The organism is Pseudoxanthomonas sp. (genome assembly GCF_002863005.1).
In the GTDB taxonomy this organism is placed as follows: Bacteria; Pseudomonadota; Gammaproteobacteria; order Xanthomonadales; family Xanthomonadaceae; genus Pseudoxanthomonas_A.
In genome coordinates this window covers 119452-137537 of record NZ_PKDG01000019.1, presented here as the reverse complement: position 1 = coordinate 137537, position 18086 = coordinate 119452, and the positions used below count along the sequence as shown (strand labels likewise).

Annotated in this window: 18 protein-coding genes; 7 read left to right on the top strand and 11 right to left on the bottom strand. The window is 66.8% G+C overall.

Annotated features, from left to right (window positions below; genetic code table 11):
- Positions 1-170 precede the first annotated feature (170 nt).
- From lspA to murJ, 4 genes are all read right to left on the bottom strand, one after another.
- Positions 171-668 carry a signal peptidase II gene (lspA, locus tag CYU89_RS09615; RefSeq protein WP_296280468.1) on the bottom strand — a complete coding sequence of 166 codons (498 nt, stop codon included), beginning with the start codon at positions 666-668 and terminating at the stop codon, positions 171-173.
- Entirely contained in the window at positions 668-3499 is a 2832-nt protein-coding gene (ileS, locus tag CYU89_RS09610) for an isoleucine--tRNA ligase (RefSeq protein ID WP_296280466.1), read from the bottom strand. The genes lspA and ileS overlap by 1 nt, the downstream gene beginning before the upstream one ends.
- The gene (locus CYU89_RS09605) at positions 3496-4443 is read right to left on the bottom strand and encodes a bifunctional riboflavin kinase/FAD synthetase (protein ID WP_296280464.1); all 948 of its coding nucleotides are present in this window, start codon (positions 4441-4443) and stop codon (positions 3496-3498) included. The genes ileS and CYU89_RS09605 overlap by 4 nt, the downstream gene beginning before the upstream one ends.
- 81 nt (positions 4444-4524) lie before the next feature.
- Positions 4525-6144 carry a murein biosynthesis integral membrane protein MurJ gene (gene murJ / locus CYU89_RS09600; RefSeq protein WP_296280462.1) on the bottom strand — a complete coding sequence of 540 codons (1620 nt, stop codon included), beginning with the start codon at positions 6142-6144 and terminating at the stop codon, positions 4525-4527.
- A 128-nt stretch (positions 6145-6272) separates the two neighbouring features.
- Between murJ and rpsT the strand changes: the two genes are divergently transcribed.
- Positions 6273-6542 (top strand): 30S ribosomal protein S20, encoded by a 270-nt coding sequence (gene rpsT, locus CYU89_RS09595; RefSeq protein ID WP_062355047.1) that lies wholly within the window; start codon positions 6273-6275, stop codon positions 6540-6542.
- Between the two features lie 132 nt (positions 6543-6674).
- Here the strand turns inward: rpsT and cgtA are convergent, their stop codons facing one another.
- From cgtA to rplU, 3 genes are all read right to left on the bottom strand, one after another.
- Positions 6675-7727: an Obg family GTPase CgtA gene (gene cgtA / locus CYU89_RS09590; protein ID WP_296280458.1), complete on the bottom strand. Its 1053-nt coding sequence runs from the start codon at positions 7725-7727 to the stop codon at positions 6675-6677.
- 126 nt (positions 7728-7853) lie between these two features.
- A complete protein-coding gene (gene rpmA / locus CYU89_RS09585) occupies positions 7854-8114 on the bottom strand; it encodes a 50S ribosomal protein L27 (RefSeq protein ID WP_142123858.1) in 261 nt (86 codons plus the stop codon).
- A 12-nt stretch (positions 8115-8126) separates the two neighbouring features.
- Positions 8127-8435 carry a 50S ribosomal protein L21 gene (gene rplU / locus CYU89_RS09580; protein WP_055935657.1) on the bottom strand — a complete coding sequence of 103 codons (309 nt, stop codon included), beginning with the start codon at positions 8433-8435 and terminating at the stop codon, positions 8127-8129.
- Between the two features lie 428 nt (positions 8436-8863).
- Here rplU and uvrA point away from each other — a divergent pair, with 428 nt between their 5' ends.
- Together uvrA and CYU89_RS09570 are read left to right on the top strand one after the other, a co-directional pair.
- A complete protein-coding gene (uvrA, locus tag CYU89_RS09575) occupies positions 8864-11809 on the top strand; it encodes an excinuclease ABC subunit UvrA (RefSeq protein WP_296280447.1) in 2946 nt (981 codons plus the stop codon).
- Positions 11806-12225 (top strand): thioesterase family protein, encoded by a 420-nt coding sequence (locus tag CYU89_RS09570; RefSeq protein WP_296280446.1) that lies wholly within the window; start codon positions 11806-11808, stop codon positions 12223-12225. The genes uvrA and CYU89_RS09570 overlap by 4 nt, the downstream gene beginning before the upstream one ends.
- Before the next feature lie 101 nt (positions 12226-12326).
- On the opposite strand, the gene CYU89_RS09565 is transcribed toward CYU89_RS09570, so the two are convergent.
- On the bottom strand, positions 12327-12770 hold the full coding sequence (locus CYU89_RS09565) for a copper chaperone PCu(A)C (protein WP_296280445.1): 444 nt from the start codon (positions 12768-12770) through the stop codon (positions 12327-12329).
- Between the two features lie 38 nt (positions 12771-12808).
- Between CYU89_RS09565 and CYU89_RS09560 the strand changes: the two genes are divergently transcribed.
- Complete coding sequence (locus CYU89_RS09560; RefSeq protein ID WP_296280444.1) at positions 12809-13588, top strand: enoyl-CoA hydratase/isomerase family protein; 780 nt, start codon at positions 12809-12811, stop codon at positions 13586-13588.
- A gap of 18 nt (positions 13589-13606) precedes the next feature.
- On the opposite strand, the gene CYU89_RS09555 is transcribed toward CYU89_RS09560, so the two are convergent.
- The 3 genes from CYU89_RS09555 to CYU89_RS09545 all read right to left on the bottom strand — a co-directional run bounded on the left by CYU89_RS09555 (position 13607) and on the right by CYU89_RS09545 (position 16066).
- A complete protein-coding gene (locus tag CYU89_RS09555; protein ID WP_296280442.1) occupies positions 13607-14464 on the bottom strand; it encodes a sulfurtransferase in 858 nt (285 codons plus the stop codon).
- Entirely contained in the window at positions 14461-15264 is an 804-nt protein-coding gene (locus CYU89_RS09550; RefSeq protein WP_296280441.1) for a CoA pyrophosphatase, read from the bottom strand. Before CYU89_RS09550 ends, CYU89_RS09555 begins: the two co-directional genes overlap by 4 nt.
- 100 nt (positions 15265-15364) lie before the next feature.
- Positions 15365-16066: an FKBP-type peptidyl-prolyl cis-trans isomerase N-terminal domain-containing protein gene (locus tag CYU89_RS09545; protein ID WP_296280440.1), complete on the bottom strand. Its 702-nt coding sequence runs from the start codon at positions 16064-16066 to the stop codon at positions 15365-15367.
- 163 nt (positions 16067-16229) lie between these two features.
- On the opposite strand from CYU89_RS09545, the gene CYU89_RS09540 reads away from it, so the two are divergent.
- The 3 genes from CYU89_RS09540 to nth all read left to right on the top strand — a co-directional run bounded on the left by CYU89_RS09540 (position 16230) and on the right by nth (position 18054).
- Complete coding sequence (locus CYU89_RS09540) at positions 16230-17012, top strand: enoyl-CoA hydratase-related protein (protein WP_296280438.1); 783 nt, start codon at positions 16230-16232, stop codon at positions 17010-17012.
- Between the two features lie 71 nt (positions 17013-17083).
- Positions 17084-17392, top strand: coding sequence for a hypothetical protein (locus CYU89_RS09535; protein WP_296280669.1), 309 nt, complete (start codon positions 17084-17086; stop codon positions 17390-17392).
- Positions 17389-18054 (top strand): endonuclease III, encoded by a 666-nt coding sequence (gene nth / locus CYU89_RS09530; protein ID WP_296280437.1) that lies wholly within the window; start codon positions 17389-17391, stop codon positions 18052-18054. Before CYU89_RS09535 ends, nth begins: the two co-directional genes overlap by 4 nt.
- Positions 18055-18086: the final 32 nt, after the last annotated feature.

Sequence of the window (18086 nt, the reverse complement as noted above, 5' to 3'; positions counted from 1 at the left end):
GGAAAATGAAACGCTAAACGTGTTGCCGGTGCCGATCCCGCATGGCACCTACGCCCCTCTCCCCTCCGCGGGAGAGGGGAACGGGGTGAGGGAAAACCACCGCGATGCCCGTAGTGTGGGCCTTGGCCCACCGTGTTGATGCATCACCGAGTGGCGAGCCAAGGCCCGCTCTACGCGGCCTTCTTCTTGCCGTCGAACAGGCCGAACACCGCAATGCCGATGGCTCCGCCGACGACCGCGCAGTCGGCGATGTTGAACGCCGGCCAATAATGGTCGCGCCAGTGCCACTGGATGAAATCGATCACGTGCCCGTGGATCTGGCGGTCGATCACGTTGCCCAGCGCGCCGCCGATCACCAGCGCGTACGGCAGCGCCTGGCGCCAGTCGCCCCGGCGCGTGCGCGACAGCCAGTAGCCCAGCAGGCCGCTGATGCCCACCGCGAGCACGGTGAAGAACCAGCGCTGCCAGCCGCCCGCCTGAGCCAGGAAGCTGAATGCCGCGCCGGTATTGTAGGTGCGGTACCAGTTCCAGAAGCCGTCGATCACCGGGATGGCGGTGTATTCCGGCAGCGACGCCAGCACCCAGGCCTTGGACCACTGGTCCAGGCCGATCACCACCGCCGACAGCAGCAGCCAGAGCAGCGCGTTGGGCTTGGGGGCGGCCGTCATCAGAACCACTCCCGGGTTTCGCCGGCGCCGTCGATGTTGCTGACGCAGCGGCCGCACAGTTCCGGATGCTCGGCATGCGCGCCGACATCGGCGCGGTAGTGCCAGCAGCGCACGCACTTGCTCTTCGTGGTCGGCGTCGCAAGCACGAAGACCTCGTCGGCGCTGACTTCGGAGACGGTGACGTCGCCGCTGATGAAGAAGAAGCGCAGTTCTTCCGCCAGCGGCTGCCACTTGGCGGCCGTGGCAGCGTTCACGGACACCGCGATCTCCGCTTCCAGCGCGGCACCGATCAGGCCGTTGGCACGCATTGGCTCCAGCACCTTGGCGACCTGTTCGCGCAGGGCCAGCAGCTGGTCGAAGTCGGCGGCGTTCAGGGCGGCGTCGGCCGGCAGCGGCGCCAGGCCGTCGTACCAGGTGGCGAACAGCACGTTGCCGGTGCGCTCACCGGGCAAGTAGCCCCACATCTCGTCGGCGGTGAAGCTCAGCACCGGCGCGATCCAGCGCACGAAGGCCTCGGCGATGCGGTACATCGCGCTCTGCGCGCTGCGGCGCCCGCGCGAATCCTCGCGCATCGTGTACAGGCGGTCCTTGGTGACGTCCAGGTACAGCGAACCGAGGTCGACGCTGCAGAAGTTCAGCAACGCCTGCACGATTTCGGCGAAGTCGTAACGGTCGTAGGCAGCCTTGATCTTCTCCTGCACTTCGAACGCGCGGTGCACGATCCAGCGGTCCAGCGCGACCATGTCGGCCGGCGCCACCAGGTCGCGGGCGGGATCGAAGCCGTTGAGGTTGCTGAGCAGGAAGCGCGCGGTGTTGCGCAGGCGACGGTAGGCGTCGGCGTTGCGCTTGAGGATTTCCTGCGACAGCGACATCTCGTTGCTGTAGTCGGCGCTGGCGATCCACAGGCGCAGGATGTCCGCGCCGAGGGTCTTCATGATGTCCTGCGGCTCGATGCCGTTGCCCAGCGACTTGGACATCTTGCGGCCGTGCTCGTCCACGGTGAAGCCGTGGGTGAGGCACTGCTTGTACGGCGCCTGCTTGTCGATCGCCACGCCGGTCAGCAGCGAGGACTGGAACCAGCCGCGATGCTGGTCCGAGCCTTCCAGGTAAAGGTCGGCCGGCTTGCCGAGGCCACGCTCCAGCAGCACGCCTTCGTGGGTCACGCCGGAGTCGAACCAGACATCGAGGATGTCGGTGATCTTGTCGTAGTCCTTCGCTTCGTCGCCCAGCAGTTCGGCGGCGTCCAGCGTGTACCAGACATCGACGCCGCCCTGCTCCACGCGGTCGGCGACCGCGCGCATCAGCTCGACGCTGCGCGGATGCGGCTCGCCGGTCTCGCGATGCACGAACAGCACGATCGGCACGCCCCAAGTGCGCTGGCGCGAGATGGTCCAGTCCGGACGGCCATCGACCATGCCGGCGATGCGGGCTTCGCCCCATTGCGGGAACCAGCCGACCTGCTTGATCGCTTCCAGCGCGTCGGCGCGCAGATGGGCCTGCTCCATCGAGATGAACCACTGCGGCGTGGCCCGGAACGCGATGGGCGTCTTGTGGCGCCAGCAGTGCGGGTAGCTGTGTTCCAGCTTGCTGAAGGCGAGCAGCGCACCGCTCTGCTTCAGCACATCGATGATGACGTCGTTGGCCTTCCAGATATGTAGGCCGGCCAGTTCCACGCCATGCGCGGCCGGCGTGGACGGCAGGTAGACGCCGCGGCCATCGACCGGGTTGAGCTGCGCGGCGGTGTACTTGTCCAGCAGGCCGTACTGCTTGCTGACGACATAGTCCTCCTGGCCGTGGCCAGGCGCGGTGTGCACGGCGCCGGTACCGTCTTCGGCCGACACGTGGTCGCCCAGCAGCACGGGGATGTCGCGCGTGTCGTAGAACGGATGCGCGAACAGCAGGCCTTCCAGTGCACTGCCCTTCACCCGCGCGTGCACGACCACGTCGGTAACGCCGTAGCGCTGCAACGCGCGCGCCGCGAGCGCGTCGGCCAGCACCAGCCAGCGGCGCTTGCCGTCGTGCGCAGGGCCTTCGACCAGGGCGTATTCCAGTTCGCCGCCGATGGAGATCGCCAGCGACGCGGGCAGAGTCCACGGCGTGGTGGTCCAGATCGGCAGCGCGACCTCGACATCCGCCGGTACCGTGGCACCGAACGCCGTCGCCACCGCCTGCGCATCACGCGCGGCGTAGGCGACATCGACGGCGGGCGACACCTTGTCGGCGTACTCGATCTCGGCCTCGGCCAGCGCCGAGCCGCAATCGAAGCACCAGTGCACCGGCTTCACGCCGCGGGTCAGGTGGCCGTTGGCGACGATCTTCGCCAGCGCGCGGATCTCGTTCGCTTCGAAGCGGAAATCGAGCGTCTTGTACGGGTTGTCCCAGTCGCCGATCACGCCCAGGCGCTTGAAGTCCTTGCGCTGGATGTCGATCTGCGACTCGGCGTACTCGCGGCACTTCTGCCGGAACTCGACCGCATCCAGCTTCACGCCGACCTTGCCGAACTTCTTCTCGATGGCGATCTCGATCGGCAGGCCGTGGCAATCCCAGCCGGGGATGTACGGCGCATCGAAGCCGGCGAGGTAGCGCGACTTGACGATGATGTCCTTGAGGATCTTGTTGACCGCATGGCCCAGGTGGATCGCACCGTTGGCGTACGGCGGGCCGTCGTGCAGCACGAACAGCGGGCGGCCCTTGGCGTTCTCGCGCAGCTGCGCGTACAGGCCCTGGCTTTCCCAGCGGGCCAGCGTGTCGGGCTCGCGCTTGGGCAGGTCGCCGCGCATCGGGAAATCCGTGGCGGGCAGATGAAGGGTCGCTTTGTAGTCCTGGCTCACGCCGTCGCTCGTTCTTTGTGTTCGGAAAGGAGTGCGCGCGCCTGGTCGGCATCGCGGTGCATCTGCTCGGTGAGGCTGGGCAGATCGGGGAATTTCAGTTCGTCGCGCAGCTTGGCGACGAATTCGACTTCGATGTGGCGCCCGTAGAGGTCGCCGGTGAAGTCGAACAAATGGGCTTCCAGCAGCGGCTCGACGCCGTCCACCGTGGGGCGCGTGCCAAAGCTGGAGACCGACGGCCACGGGGCATCGCCCACGCCGTGCACCCAGGTGGCGTAGATGCCGGACAGGGCGGGCGCTTTGGGGAAGCGCAGGTTGGCGGTGGGGAAGCCGAGCGTGCGGCCGAGTTGCTTGCCGCGCACGACCCGGCCGCCGATGGCATAGGGTCGGCCGAGCAAGCGGGTGGTGGTAGTGAAGTCGCCGCTTTTCAGGGCTTCCCGAATGCGCGTGCTGGACACGCGTTCGCCCTGCACTTCGACCGGCGCGATCGCATCGGCGCTGAAGCCCAGCTCAGATCCCATCGCTTGCAGCAGCGCGACATCGCCGCCGCGGCGGTGGCCGAAGCGGAATTCCGGACCGATCCAGACTTCGCGTGCGGCCAGGCGGCCTACCAACAAGGTTCGAACGAAGTCCTCGGCGGACATCGCCGAAAGCCTGGCATCGAAGCGCAGCAGGCCGACGCGATCCGCACCCAGGCCCAGCAGGCCTTCTACTTTGGCGCGCGCCAGGGTCAGGCGCGGCGGCGGATGGTCCTTGGAGAAGAACTCGCGCGGCAGGGGTTCGAAGGTGACGACGACGCACTCGACGCCCAGCGCACGCGCGCGCGTCACGGCATGCCGCACCAGCGCGCGGTGGCCCGAGTGCAGGCCATCGAAGGCGCCGATGCAGACCACGCTACCGTGCGGGCACAGAGACCCGCCATCGACGTCACGGAACAGCCTGCTCATGGAATCCTGTCAGGGCGGATACGCCAGACGGCGGATCCGGGATGGTGCAAGACATTGAAGTATAGCCGGCCCCGCCCGTCCTCAATGCCCACGCAGGTCTCGCGGCCGGATGCCCTGAACGTACAGCAGGCCGGCATACAGGCCGCCGCCGGCGCCGACCATCGCCGCGAGCCGCCAGCCGCGCTCCCACCACGTCCAGGCGGACCAGTCCGTCCAAAGCAACCGGAACGCCAGCACCGTGAGCGTCATCGCCAGGGTGGCGATACCGATCTGGCGCAGGAAACGCCCCCAGCCCGGCTGCCGGCGGTAAACGCCGGCCTTGCGAAGCAACCACGCCAGTTGCAGCGCATTGACCCAGCCGGCGATGGCAATGGCCAGGGCCAGCAGCGCATGCGCCCCGGGAATGCTCGCGAGCGCCTGCATCCAATCGCCGCCCGCCGCCTGCAGCGCGGCGTGTCCGGCAGGCGTGGCGTACAGCAGGCCGGCGAAGAGGCCGATGGTGCAAAACGCATTGGTCAGGACAGCCACCACGGCCGCCTTCACGGGCGTGCGGGTGTCCTGCCGCGAATAGAAGGCGGGGGCCAGCACCTTGACCAGCAGGAAGGCCGGCACGGCGGTGGATTGCGCGATCAGGCTCCAACTGCTCATGCGCGCGTCCATCGCAGTGAAGTTGCGGTACTGGAACAGGGTCGACATCAGCGGCTCCGCGCACAGGATCAAGCCCGCGCAGGCCGGCAGACCGATCATCAGGCAGAGGCGAAACCCCCAGTCGAGACCCTTCGAATAGCCGTCGGGATCGGTCGCGGCGTGCCGGCTGGACAGGTGCGGCAGGATCACCGTGCCGATCGCCACCCCGAACATGCCCAAGGGGAACTCCAGCAGGCGGTCGCTGTAATACAGCCAGGTGATGCTGCTGCCGATCAGGTACGAGGCCGCCATGGTGTTGAACAGCAGGTTGAACTGCACCACCGAGGAACCGAACAGCGTCGGGACCATCAGCGTCAGGATCTTGCGGACACCGGCATGGGCGAAATCTAGCCTGGGCCTCGGCAGCAGCCCCAGCCTAGCCAGTGCAGGCAGCTGGAACCCCAACTGCAGGATGCCGGCGGCGAACACGCCCCACGCCAGCGCCTTGACCGATCCGCCCATCAACGGAGCCAGCCCCAGCGCTGCGGCGATCATCGCGACGTTCAGCAGGACCGGGGACAGTGCGGGCACCGCGAACCGCTGGTAGCTGTTGAGGATGCTGCCCGCCAGCGAGGCCAGCGAGATGAACAGCGCGTAGGGAAAGGTGATGCGCAGCATCTCGATGAACAGCGCATGCTTCTCGCCCCCGACCTCGAAGCCGGGCGCGATCACCCTCGTCAACCACGGCGCCGCCAGCAGGACCACCGCGGTGACCACCAGCAGGGCCGCCAGCAAGGTACCCGCGACCCGGTCCACCAGATTCCTGACGGCCTCCTGCCCGTGCTTCTCCTTGTACTCGGCCAGCACCGGCACGAAGGCCATCGAGAACGACCCCTCCGCCGACAGCCGCCGCATGAAATTCGGGATGCGGAAGGCCGCAATGAACACGTCCATGGCCGGGTTGGCGCCAAAGACGATGGCGTAGACCTGATCCCGCACCAGCCCGGAGACCCGGGACAGGAACGTCATGGAACTGAAGATGGCGGTGGAACGAAGCAGCCGGTTACCGCTCATCGCCCCCCCTCTGCCCGGGGACGACCCAGGTTGACGCAACCCATTGAATGCCCCATAATTTCCGGCTCAATTTACCCGTCTTCCGTTCACCCCCTGAATTCTCTCAGGTATTCACCAGGAATCCCACCGTGGCCAATATCAAGTCCGCCAAGAAGCGCGCCAAGCAGACCGTCGTGCGCAATGCGCGCAACGCCGGTCAGCGTTCGATGCTGCGCACCGCCGTCAAGAAGGTCCTGAAGGCGCTCGACGCCAATGACGCCGCCGGCGCCCAGGCCGCGTTCGTCTCGGCCCAGCCGATCCTCGACCGCCTCAGCTCGCGCGGCCTGATCCACAAGAACAAGGCTGCCCGCCACAAGAGCCGCCTGAACGCCCGCATCAAGGCGCTGCAAGCGGCCTGATTCACGGCGGTACGCAACGCGAAGACACGGAAACCCGCCGAAAGGCGGGTTTCTTTTTGCCTGCGCGCCGCGCACGACCCGCGCGGCGTGCAGACGAAGAACCCGCCTTCCGGCGGGTTTCGAACATCATCCTTAACCCTCGCGGGCGGCCTCGTCTGCCTCTTCCTTCTGCCGATCGAAGAACGCCATCACGTCCTTCATGATCGGCCAGGTGCCCTCGCGGGAGATGGCGGACACCTGGTACCAGGGCTGTGTCCAGCCCAGGCTGGCGATGATCTCGGCAGCGCGCTCTTTCGCCTCGTCCTCGAACATCAGGTCGGCCTTGTTGAGCACCAGCCAGCGTGGCTTCTGCAACAGCTCCGGGTCGTGCTTTTCCAGCTCGCGCTCGATGGCGCGGACCTGTTCGACCGGATCGACGTCCTCGACGCCGCCTTCCATCGGCGCCATGTCCACCAGGTGCAGCAGCAGGCGCGTGCGCTGCAGGTGGCGCAGGAACGTCGCGCCCAGGCCGGCACCGTCGGCGGCCCCCTCGATCAGCCCCGGAATGTCGGCGATCACGAAGCTGCGATGCGCTTCCACGCTGACGACGCCGAGATTCGGGTACAGCGTGGTGAACGGATAGTCGGCCACCTTCGGCGTCGCCGCCGACACCGCCCGGATGAAGGTGCTCTTGCCGGCATTGGGGAAGCCCAGCAGCCCGACATCGGCCAGCAGCTTGAGCTCCAGCTTCAGCAGGCGCTCTTCACCCTCCTCGCCCGGCGTGGCCTTGCGCGGCGCACGGGTGATCGAGCTCTTGAAATGCATGTTGCCAAGGCCGCCCTTGCCGCCCTTGGCGACCAGCAGGCGGTCGCCGTGCTGGGTCAGGTCGCCGATGACTTCATCGGTACTGACATTGGTGACGACCGTGCCGACCGGAACGGTGATGGTCAGGTCGTCGCCCGCCTTGCCGTACATCTGCCGACCCATGCCGTTCTCGCCACGCTGGGCGCGGAACTGGGTCTGGTGGCGGAAGTCGACCAGCGTATTGAGGTTCTCGTCGGCCTGCAGCCAGACGCTGCCGCCGTTGCCGCCATCACCCCCGTCCGGTCCGCCCAGCGGAATGAACTTCTCGCGACGGAAGCCCACGCAACCGTTGCCGCCGTTGCCGGCGCCGACCAGGATTTCTGCTTCGTCTACGAGTTTCATGAGAGCCGGGAGTGGGGGTTCGGGAGTGGAGAGTGGAGAAGCGGGTGCGCTGCCCGGTCATTGCCGGGCCTCGAAACGAAAAGCCCCGCACGCGGCGGGGCCCTTCGCTCGACGTGTGCGAAAGCCTCAGGCTTCCGTCACCACGCTCACGGTACGGCGCTTCTTGGCGCCCTTGATCGAGAACTCGACCTTGCCGTCGACCAGCGCGAACAGCGTGTGGTCGCGGCCCAGGCCGACGCCCGGACCCGGATGGAACTGGGTGCCGCGCTGGCGGATGATGATGTTGCCCGCGTCGATCGCCTGGCCACCAAACACCTTGACGCCCAGCATCTTCGGGTTGGAGTCGCGGCCGTTGCGCGATGAGCCTACGCCCTTTTTATGTGCCATGACTGCTTCTCCTTACTTGTTGATGCCGGTGATTTCGATTTCGGTGTAGTGCTGCCGGTGACCCTGACGCTTCATGTGGTGCTTGCGGCGGCGGAACTTGATGATGCGCACCTTGTCGGCGCGGCCATGGCCGACGACCTTCGCGGTGACCGTGGCGCCCTTCAGGGCGTCACCCAGGCTGATAGTCTCGCCATCGCCCAGCATCAGGATGTTGTCGAAGGTGAGCTCATTGCCGGCTTCGGCTTCGAGCTTCTCGACGCGGAGCGTCTCGCCCTTCATCACGCGGTACTGCTTACCGCCCGTGACTACGACTGCGTACATGTGGATTCCTTGGTTTCTGTAGTTATTTTCTGGAGCCTGCCCGCCATCGAGGGCGAACAGAAGCGGAATTCTAGTGGATTCATGGGGTTACGGTCAACCGACCCCGGCGTCGCGAGGCGCGCGGCCATCCGCTCGCGCTTTGCGGACCGGAACTGTCCGCATGGACGCCCATGCTGGCGGGTCCCGCTTCCCCTCCGCCCTGCACGATGGCATCGCATTCCCTTGTAACTCAGCCACTTGGATGCGCCGGGAGGACGGCGCTGCGACATCGCCCGATGACCTCCTAGCGGCTGCCCCGCACGGAGCCCGTGAGTGCCCATGCTGACTGCCCACCTACCCTTCCCCCTCGTTTCGCTGGCAATGGCGGTATTTGCCCCCACCTAGGCAGATCGCTACGCTTCCTTGTTCGCTTCCGGATCCCCCACCCGATGGCCATGGACTTCATCCGCATCCGCGGAGCCCGTACCCACAACCTCAAGAACATCGATCTCGACCTGCCGCGCGACAAGCTGATCGTGATCACCGGCCTGTCCGGTTCCGGCAAGTCATCGCTGGCGTTCGACACCATCTACGCCGAGGGCCAACGCCGCTACGTGGAATCGCTGTCGGCGTACGCGCGGCAGTTCCTGTCGGTGATGGAAAAGCCCGATGTGGACCACATCGAAGGCCTGTCTCCGGCGATCTCGATCGAGCAGAAATCCACCAGCCACAACCCGCGCTCCACCGTCGGCACGATCACCGAGATCTACGACTATCTGCGCCTCCTGTACGCACGTGTCGGCCTGCCGCGCTGCCCGGACCACGGTTATCCGCTGGAAGCCCAGACCGTCAGCCAGATGGTCGACCAGGTGCTGGCGCTCGACGGCGAGCAGCGCTACATGCTGCTGGCGCCGGTGATCCGCGAGCGCAAGGGCGAGCATGCGCAGGTGTTCGACCAGTTGCGCGCGCAGGGTTTCGTGCGCGTGCGCGTGGACGGCGAGCTGTACGAGATCGACGCCGTCCCCGCGCTGGCGCTGCGCCAGAAACACACCATCGAGGCAGTGATCGACCGCTTCCGGCCGCGCGAGGACCTCAAGCAGCGCCTGGCGGAGAGCTTCGAGACCGCGCTGAAGCTGGGCGACGGCATGGCGCAGGTGATGTCCCTGGACCAACCGGAAACCGCACCGCTGCTGTTCTCGTCGAAGTACTCCTGCCCGGTCTGCGACTACTCGCTGCCGGAACTGGAGCCGCGCCTGTTCTCGTTCAATTCGCCGGTCGGCGCCTGCCCGACCTGCGACGGCCTGGGCGTGGCGCAGTTCTTCGATCCCTCGCGCGTGGTCGTGCATCCGGAACTGTCGCTGGCCGCCGGCGCCGTGCGCGGCTGGGATCGCCGCAATGCGTACTATTTCCAGCTGATCGCCTCGCTGGCCAAGCATTACCAGTTCGACACCGATGCGCCCTGGCAGTCGCTGCCCGCCAAGGTGCAACAGGCCGTGCTGTACGGCAGCGGCGAAGACGTCATCACCTTCACCTACCTCACCGAATCGGGCGGACGCACGCAGCGCAAGCACCGCTTCGAAGGCATCGTGCCGAACCTGGAGCGCCGTTACCGCGAGACCGAATCGCCCGCGGTGCGCGAGGAGCTGGCGAAGTACATCAGCGACCGGCCCTGCCCCGACTGCCAGGGCGCGCGCCTCAACAAGTCCGCGCGCAACGTGTTCGTCGCCGACCGTCCGCTGCCGTCGCTGGTGGTGCTGCCGGTCGACGAAGCGCTGGCGTTCTTCCGCGGTCTCGATCTGCCGGGCTGGCGCGGCGAGATCGCCGCGAAGATCGTGAAGGAAATCGCGGAGCGCCTCGGGTTCCTGGTCGACGTCGGCCTGGATTACCTGACGCTGGAGCGCAAGGCCGACACCTTGTCCGGCGGCGAGGCGCAGCGCATCCGACTCGCATCGCAGATCGGTGCGGGCCTGGTGGGCGTGATGTACGTGCTCGACGAGCCCAGCATCGGCCTGCACCAGCGCGACAACGAGCGCCTGCTCGGCACGCTGACGCGCCTGCGCGACCTGGGCAACACGGTGATCGTGGTGGAGCACGACGAGGACGCGATCCGCCTGGCCGACTACGTGCTCGACATCGGCCCGGGCGCTGGTGTGCACGGGGGCGAGATCGTCGGACAGGGAACGCTCCAGGACCTGCTGGAAGCACCGCGCTCGCTCACCGGCCAGTACCTTTCCGGCAGGCGTCGGATCGAGGTGCCCAAGGCCCGCCACAAGGCCAACCCGAAGATGACGCTGCACCTGCGTGGCGCCACCGGCAACAACCTGAAGGACGTAGACCTGGACATTCCGTCCGGCCTGTTCACGTGCATCACCGGCGTATCGGGTTCAGGGAAGTCGACACTGATCAACGACACGCTGTATTCGCTCGCCGCCAACGAGATCAACGGAGCCTCGCACAAGCCGGCACCGTACCGCGAAGTGACGGGACTGGACCTGTTCGACAAGGTCGTCGACATCGACCAGTCGCCGATCGGGCGCACGCCGCGTTCCAATCCCGCGACTTACACCGGCCTGTTCACGCCGCTGCGCGAACTGTATGCGCAGGTGCCGGAAGCGCGCGCGCGCGGCTACTCGCCGGGCCGCTTCAGCTTCAATGTGCGGGGCGGTCGCTGCGAAGCCTGCCAGGGCGACGGCCTGATCAAGGTCGAAATGCACTTCCTGCCGGACGTGTACGTGCCCTGCGACGTCTGCCACGGCAAGCGCTACAACCGCGAGACGCTGGAGATCCTCTACAAGGGCTACAACATCAACGATGTGCTGGAGATGACGGTCGAGGACGCCCTGACCCTGTTCGAGCCGGTGCCGTCGATCGCCCGCAAGCTGGAAACGCTGGTGGATGTCGGCCTGAGCTACATCAAGCTCGGCCAGAGCGCGACCACGCTGTCGGGCGGCGAAGCCCAGCGCGTGAAACTGTCGAAGGAGCTTTCGCGCCGCGATACGGGACGCACGCTGTACATCCTCGACGAGCCGACCACGGGCCTGCACTTCCACGACATAGAGCACTTGCTCGCCGTGCTGCACAAGCTGCGCGACGAGGGCAACACCATCGTGGTGATCGAACACAACCTGGATGTCATCAAGACCGCGGACTGGGTCGTGGACCTGGGGCCTGAAGGCGGTCACCGGGGAGGGCAGATCCTCGCGACGGGCACGCCCGAGGACATTGCCGCGCATGCGGATTCGCACACGGGTCGCTTCCTCGCCAAACTGCTGCCCACCGCCAAGGCGCCGAAGCCGACCAAACCTGCGGCCGTCGCGAAGCCCGACGTCCTGCCGCCGCGCAAGTCCGCCACCAAGAAGACCGCCAAGTCCACCACGAAGAAGGCCGCCCGATGAGCGACACCCACGATACCGGCCGCAAGCTGCTGGCGAAGATTCCGATCAGCGTGCGCTGGCGCGACATGGACAGCATGGGCCACGTCAACAACGCCAAGTACATCTCGTATCTGGAAGAAGCGCGCGTACGCTGGATGCTGACCGTGCCGGACGTGTCGATGACCGACCGCATCGCCCCCGTCGTGGCCGCCAACAACATCAACTACAAGCGCCCCCTGACGTGGCCGAACGACGTGGTGGTAGAGCTCTACGTCGACCGGCTGGGCACCAGCAGCGTCACCATCGGCCATCGCATCGTGTCGGCCAAGGACGATAGCGTGCTGTATTCGGACGGCAATGTCGTAGTGGTCTGGATGGATACGCAGACCGGCCAGAGCGCGGCGCTGCCGGCGGCGATCCGCGCGGCGTCAGAGTAACCGCGGAGAGCGTTGCGGGAGCGACGTAAGTCGCGAGCTCTTCTTTCAGCCTCGGGGAAAACTCGCGACTTACGTCGCTCCCACACCACATTCCGCGGATATCAGGGGGCGCTCTTGCGCACCTCGAACACCACCGGCAGCGAACGGCCATCGGCCAGCTTCAGCGTGATCACGGGCCTCTCGCCCGCCACCAACGACTGGTATGCGCCATGCAGCATCAAGTGCAACCCGCCCGGCTTCAGCTCGACGGCCTTGCCCGGAGCGACGGGTAGCGCGGTCACTTCGCGCATGCGGCTGACGCCGTTCTCTTCGCGCGTTTCGTGCAAGGACACATCCTGGAAAACCAGGCTTTCCGCGCCGACGATACTGACCGGCGTCCTGCATGGATTCTCGATTCGCACGAAGCCGGCCATCATCGGCATCGCGACCGGCGGCAGGCGCACCCATGCCGCCTTGGCGACGGGCACGCACTCGGCCGCATGGACGGTGCCCAGGCACGACATCAACAGGGCCGAGAGGCCGATCATTCCGATGCGATGGTTCATGCGCCTATGATACCGGCCTGGCTTCAGGGAGAGGATGAATGACGACCGGACTCATCGAGACCATCGACCACGGCGACATCCGCGAGATCCGACTGGCGCGCGCACCGGTCAATGCCCTCAACACCGAGCTGTGCCGTGCGCTGATCGATGCGCTCAACGCCGCGCTGGACCAAGGCGCGCGCGGCATCGTACTGGCAGGCAATCCCAGAATATTCTCCGCCGGCATGGACGTGCCCTACCTGCTGTCGCTCGGCGACAACCGCCATGCGCTGCTGGACGCCTGGCAAGCCTTCTTCGGTGCAGCGCGCACGCTGGCCGAGTCACGTGTCCCCGTAGTGGCTGCTCTCACCGGGCACGCACCCGCAGGCGGCTGCGTGCTGGCGCTGTGCTGCGACTACCGGGTGATGGCCCGCAGCGCGGATCCAGCGCGCCCGTTCGCACTCGGGCTCAACGAAACCCAGGTGGGCCTGGTGGTGCCGGAAGGCATCCAGCGGCTGATGCGCCGCGTCGTCGGTTCCTACCGCGCGGAGCGGTTGCTGGTCGCGGGCGAAATGGTGCCGGCCGAGCGGGCGCTGGAGATCGGACTGGTCGATGAACTCGTCGAACAGGACAACGTCACGGCGCGTTCCATCGCCTGGCTGCAGCAATTGATGCGGCTGCCACATCACCCGATGCTGCAGACCCGCACCCTCGCCCGTCGCGATCTGGTCGAGGCACTCGATCCGTCGTTGATCCAGTTGGAGCGCTTCGTCGATGCCTGGCATGCGCCCGATACGCAGGCAGCCCTGCAGGCGCTGGTGGAAAAACTGAAGAAGTGACGTGAAGCGGGGGTCGCGTCAGTCGCCGCGTGCGACGGGACGCGACGGATCGCTGATCCAGCCACTCCACGAGCCGGGATAGATCCGGGCGCCATGCAGGCCGGCATGCTCGAAGGCGAGCAGCAGGTGGCAGGCCGTCACGCCGGAGCCGCACATCAGCACGCTGTCGCTGGCGGCGCGCGTGCCCAGTAAAGCAGCAAGCTCCGTGCGCAGCGCTTCCGCAGGCCTGAAACGGCCATCGTGCAGGTTCTGTGCGAACGGCCGATTGAGGGCGCCGGGCACGTGCCCGGCGACCGGATCGATCGGCTCGACATCCCCACGGAAGCGTTCTGCCGCGCGCGCGTCGAACAGCCAGCCGCTGGCTTCGCCCAGGCGCGCGGTCACTTCATCCGCGCTGGCGAGCCGACGCGTGTCGAAGTGCGACGGGTACGGCGCCTCCGATGCCACCGGCGCGAGATCGGCCGTTTCCGCGCCACCGAAAGCACGCCATGCAGCCAGGCCACCGTCGAGCACGGCGACGCGCTCATGCCCCATCACCTTCAACAGCCACCACAGGCGTGCCGCGGCCATGCTGCCGTCGCCCGCGTCGTACACCACCACCTGGTGCCCGGGTCCGATTCCCCACGCCCCCAGCGTGCGCGCGAAGGCATCGCTGTCGGGCAGCGGATGCCGTCCCTCTCCCGTCTTAGAAAGGTCGGAGAGATCGTGATTGAGATCGGCGTAGACGGCACCCGGGAGGTGCGATGCGAGGTAGGCCTCGCGTCCCGCATCGGGCGCGGCGTTGAGCATCACGAAGCGCGCATCCACCAGCTTCAAGCGCGGATCGCCGAGCACGGCGGACAGGGAAGACGCGTCGACGAGGGTCGTCCAGTTCATTCGAGCTGCTCCAGCCGTTGCCGCAGGTTGAAGAGAATGGCCGCCGTCGCGCCCCAGATGCGCTGTCCCGGCCATGCGTATTCGAGCACTACCCGTCGGCGCCCGCGATAGTCGACTTCGACACGGCGCAGATTGTCCGGCGACAGCAGGTAGTCGAGCGGAACCTCGAAGACATCGGCCACTTCGTTGGGGTCGGGCACCGGCACGAAGGCCGGATCGATCAGGGCGACAACCGGCACCACGCGGAATCCACTGATCGTGGTGAACGGATCGAGGAAGCCGAGTGGCGTGACCTGCGATGCCGGCAGCGCGATCTCTTCGTGGCTCTCGCGCAGCGCGGCAGCGACGGCATCGGCATCCGTCGGCTCGATGCGTCCGCCGGGGAAACTGACCTGTCCGCCGTGATGGCGCAGGCCATCGGTACGGCGCGTCAGCACCACCTGCGTGCCCTCCTTTCGCGGCACCAGGCCCGCCAGCACCGCGGCTTCGGCCAGGGGTCCGGGGGGGAGCAGGTCGATCAGTTCGCCATGGTTCCAGCCGGCTGCACGGGGCACCTGACCCAGCGGATGCAGGGCGCGGCGCAGATCGCCGCCCTCGCGCAGCCGACGCTCGAGCGGCACGCGACCCTGCTCGCGTGCGGGCAGCACATGTTCCATCAGATGCAGGCGTTCGTCATCGTTCATCTGCGACCAGCGCGCGATCTCGGCCGTGGTGCGGAGGCAACCTTCGCACAGCCCGTCATTGTCCAGCGTACAGACGCCGATGCAGGGGCTGAGCACGGCGCGGAATGCGGTAGTCATGTCTTCTGGCACCTGCGGAGGGTAACGCGATGCGTCGCCCAGCGCGGAAACGCACTGCGCCGGCACTAGGCCGGCGCAGAGGGTGTAGCGACTGCTGGAATTACTTGACGCTGACCAGCTTGATCTCGAACACGACTGCCACGTTCGGGGGGAAGCCCGTGCGCGGGTCCGCGCCATACGCCTTGTCCGGCGGCAGCGCGATTTCCCACTTGGAACCGGCCGGCATCTGCAGCAGCGCTTCGCGCATCGCCGCCATCTCGACCGCACTGACCTTCAGGTCCTTCATCTGCTGCGCCGGACGCGCTTCCGCCGGACGCTGGCCGAACGGATACGGACCCGACACCAGCAGTTCCACCGTGCTCGCCTGGGTCGGCTTGGCGCCGGTGCCGTTCTCCAGCACCTTGTACGCGACACCGCTCGGCAGGGTCTTCACGCCCGCCTGGCCCTTGAACGTGCCGATGAACTGGTCGCTCTTCGTCTTGTTCTCGGCGGCGACCTTGTCGTACTCGGCCTTGGCCTGCTGGGCGCGCGACTGCTCGCGCTTCTGGAAGGCTTCCAGCGCGGGCTTCAGCTGGTCGGCCGTGAGCGCCGGCTGCTTCTTGGCGTAGGCGTCCTGCAGGCCCTTCACCACGGAATTGATGTCGAGCTGCTCGCCACGTGCGGTCAGCTCGGCAAGGTTGTTGCCGTAGTCGTAACCGAAGTAGTAGCTCAGCTTGCCTTTCTCGGACGAGACGTCTTGGGCCAGGGCGCTACCGGCCATGGCGAATGCCGCAACAGCGACCGCAATCGAACGCAACTTCATCAACACACTCTCCGATATGGCGACGGCGGCATACCGCCTGGAATGGACGCGCTAGGATAGCCGCCGGGGCGCTTAACCGCCACTGACGACAGGCTGCTCAGACCGGGCCCTGCGGGCGGAGTTCCGAATTCACCCAAATTTTACAAATCGACGCGAAAAACCCATGTCCGAACCTCTTGTCCTGGTCGCCGATGACGCCGGCGTCCGTCGCCTCACCGTCAATCGCCCAGACAAACTCAATGCCCTCAATGCGGCCACGCTGGACGCGCTGCAGGCGGCGTTCGACGACGCCGCGCGCGATCCCGGCGTCCGCGTGGTCGTCCTCACCGGTGCGGGACCCAAGGCCTTCGTCGCGGGCGCGGACATCGCGGAGATGGCCGACCTGCGCGCGACCGACGGGCGCGACTTCTCGCTGCGCGGCCAGCGACTCATGCGCACCATCGAAACCTTGCCCAAGCCGGTGATCGCCATGATCAACGGTTTCGCACTCGGCGGAGGGCTCGAACTGGCGATGGGCTGCCACCTGCGCATCGCGGCGGACAGCGCCAAAGTGGGACAACCGGAAATCAACCTGGGCCTGATCCCCGGCTTCGGCGGCAGCCAGCGGCTGCTGCGCCTGGCCGGGCGCTCGGCGACGCTGGAATTGTGTCTGCTCGGTGCGCCGGTGACGGCCGAGCGCGCGCTCCAGTTGGGTATCGTTACCCGCGTGGTGCCGGCCGCGGAACTGGACGCCGAGACACTGAAGATCGCGACCCAGCTTGCCGCCTCCGCACCGCTCGCGCTGCGGGCGACGCTCGACATCGTCAACATCGGCGGGGAATGCGGCATCGAGGAAGGCCTGCAGTACGAGAGCGCGCAGTTCGGCCTGATGTTCGCCACCGACGACATGCGCGAAGGCACGCGTGCGTTCATGGAACGACGCAAGCCTGCGTTCACCGGTCGCTGAAGCGGGAACCACGCGTGCCGGCCATCGCCTGCCCCAGCTGCGATCACGCGCGCATCCTGCGCGCCCACCTAATGGCCGACGATGTCGATGCCGCGATCGAGGCGGGCTTGATGGCGTTCCAGCCGTGCGACTGCGCGGGCGACGCAGTCACCGCTGTCTTGCAGGCCCAGCAGCGGCTGCGGACGGCCTGGGCCGCCAGGGCGCGTTACCGGCAACGTCAGGCGCGACTGGCATGCCGCGCGGCGGAGCGTGAGGCGCGTCGATTGAAGGTGAGCGACGTCGCCAGCGACATCAAGGTCGCGCGACCTGCCCTGCCCTCAGGCGCCGCCGCGATCCTGGCCCGCGCGAAGGCGAAGGCGGCGGAAAGGATGAAGCCGTGACGCGTGCAGCCCGGCGCAGCGCTACGCTCACCCGCGCCGAGGTCGTGGAGCTGTTCTCACGGCTTCGCGAACTCAATCCGAAGCCGACCACGGAACTGGAGTACAACACCCCGTTCGAACTGCTGGTGGCGGTGACGCTATCTGCCCAGGCGACGGACGTGGGCGTGAACAAGGCGACGCGACGGCTATTCCCCGTCGCCAATACGCCCGCCGCGATCCTCGCCCTGGGCGAAGAAGGACTGAAGAACTACATCGCGACCATCGGTCTGTTCAATGCCAAGGCGAAGAACGTCATCGCGACCTGCCGCATCCTGATCGACGAACACGGCGGCGACGTGCCGCGATCGCGAGCCGCACTTGAAGCGCTGCCCGGTGTGGGACGAAAGACCGCCAACGTGGTGATGAACACCGCGTTCGGTGAACCCACCATCGCCGTGGACACCCACATCTTCCGCGTCTCGAACCGCACGGGACTGGCGCCAGGCAAGGACGTGCGTGCGGTGGAGGACCGGCTGGTGAAGGTGGTGCCGGCTGAGTTCATGCAGGATGCGCACCATTGGCTGATCCTGCACGGACGCTACGTGTGCAAGGCCCGCAAGCCGGACTGCCCGCAATGCGTTATCCGCGATCTTTGCCGGTTCAAGGACAAGACCCTCGCCTGACGTAGCGTGCGCCATGCGCACGACATCGCATT

Coding starts and splice junctions, on each gene's coding strand:
- lspA (WP_296280468.1), bottom strand. CDS start 668: ATGACGGCCGCCCCCAAGCCCAACGCGCTGCTCTGGCTGCTGCTGTCG.
- CYU89_RS09605 (WP_296280464.1), bottom strand. CDS start 4,443: ATGAGCAGGCTGTTCCGTGACGTCGATGGCGGGTCTCTGTGCCCGCAC.
- murJ (WP_296280462.1), bottom strand. CDS start 6,144: ATGAGCGGTAACCGGCTGCTTCGTTCCACCGCCATCTTCAGTTCCATG.
- cgtA (WP_296280458.1), bottom strand. CDS start 7,727: ATGAAACTCGTAGACGAAGCAGAAATCCTGGTCGGCGCCGGCAACGGC.
- rpmA (WP_142123858.1), bottom strand. CDS start 8,114: ATGGCACATAAAAAGGGCGTAGGCTCATCGCGCAACGGCCGCGACTCC.
- rplU (WP_055935657.1), bottom strand. CDS start 8,435: ATGTACGCAGTCGTAGTCACGGGCGGTAAGCAGTACCGCGTGATGAAG.
- uvrA (WP_296280447.1), top strand. CDS start 8,864: ATGGCCATGGACTTCATCCGCATCCGCGGAGCCCGTACCCACAACCTC.
- CYU89_RS09570 (WP_296280446.1), top strand. CDS start 11,806: ATGAGCGACACCCACGATACCGGCCGCAAGCTGCTGGCGAAGATTCCG.
- CYU89_RS09565 (WP_296280445.1), bottom strand. CDS start 12,770: ATGAACCATCGCATCGGAATGATCGGCCTCTCGGCCCTGTTGATGTCG.
- CYU89_RS09560 (WP_296280444.1), top strand. CDS start 12,809: ATGACGACCGGACTCATCGAGACCATCGACCACGGCGACATCCGCGAG.
- CYU89_RS09555 (WP_296280442.1), bottom strand. CDS start 14,464: ATGAACTGGACGACCCTCGTCGACGCGTCTTCCCTGTCCGCCGTGCTC.
- CYU89_RS09550 (WP_296280441.1), bottom strand. CDS start 15,264: ATGACTACCGCATTCCGCGCCGTGCTCAGCCCCTGCATCGGCGTCTGT.
- CYU89_RS09545 (WP_296280440.1), bottom strand. CDS start 16,066: ATGAAGTTGCGTTCGATTGCGGTCGCTGTTGCGGCATTCGCCATGGCC.
- CYU89_RS09540 (WP_296280438.1), top strand. CDS start 16,230: ATGTCCGAACCTCTTGTCCTGGTCGCCGATGACGCCGGCGTCCGTCGC.
- CYU89_RS09535 (WP_296280669.1), top strand. CDS start 17,084: ATGGCCGACGATGTCGATGCCGCGATCGAGGCGGGCTTGATGGCGTTC.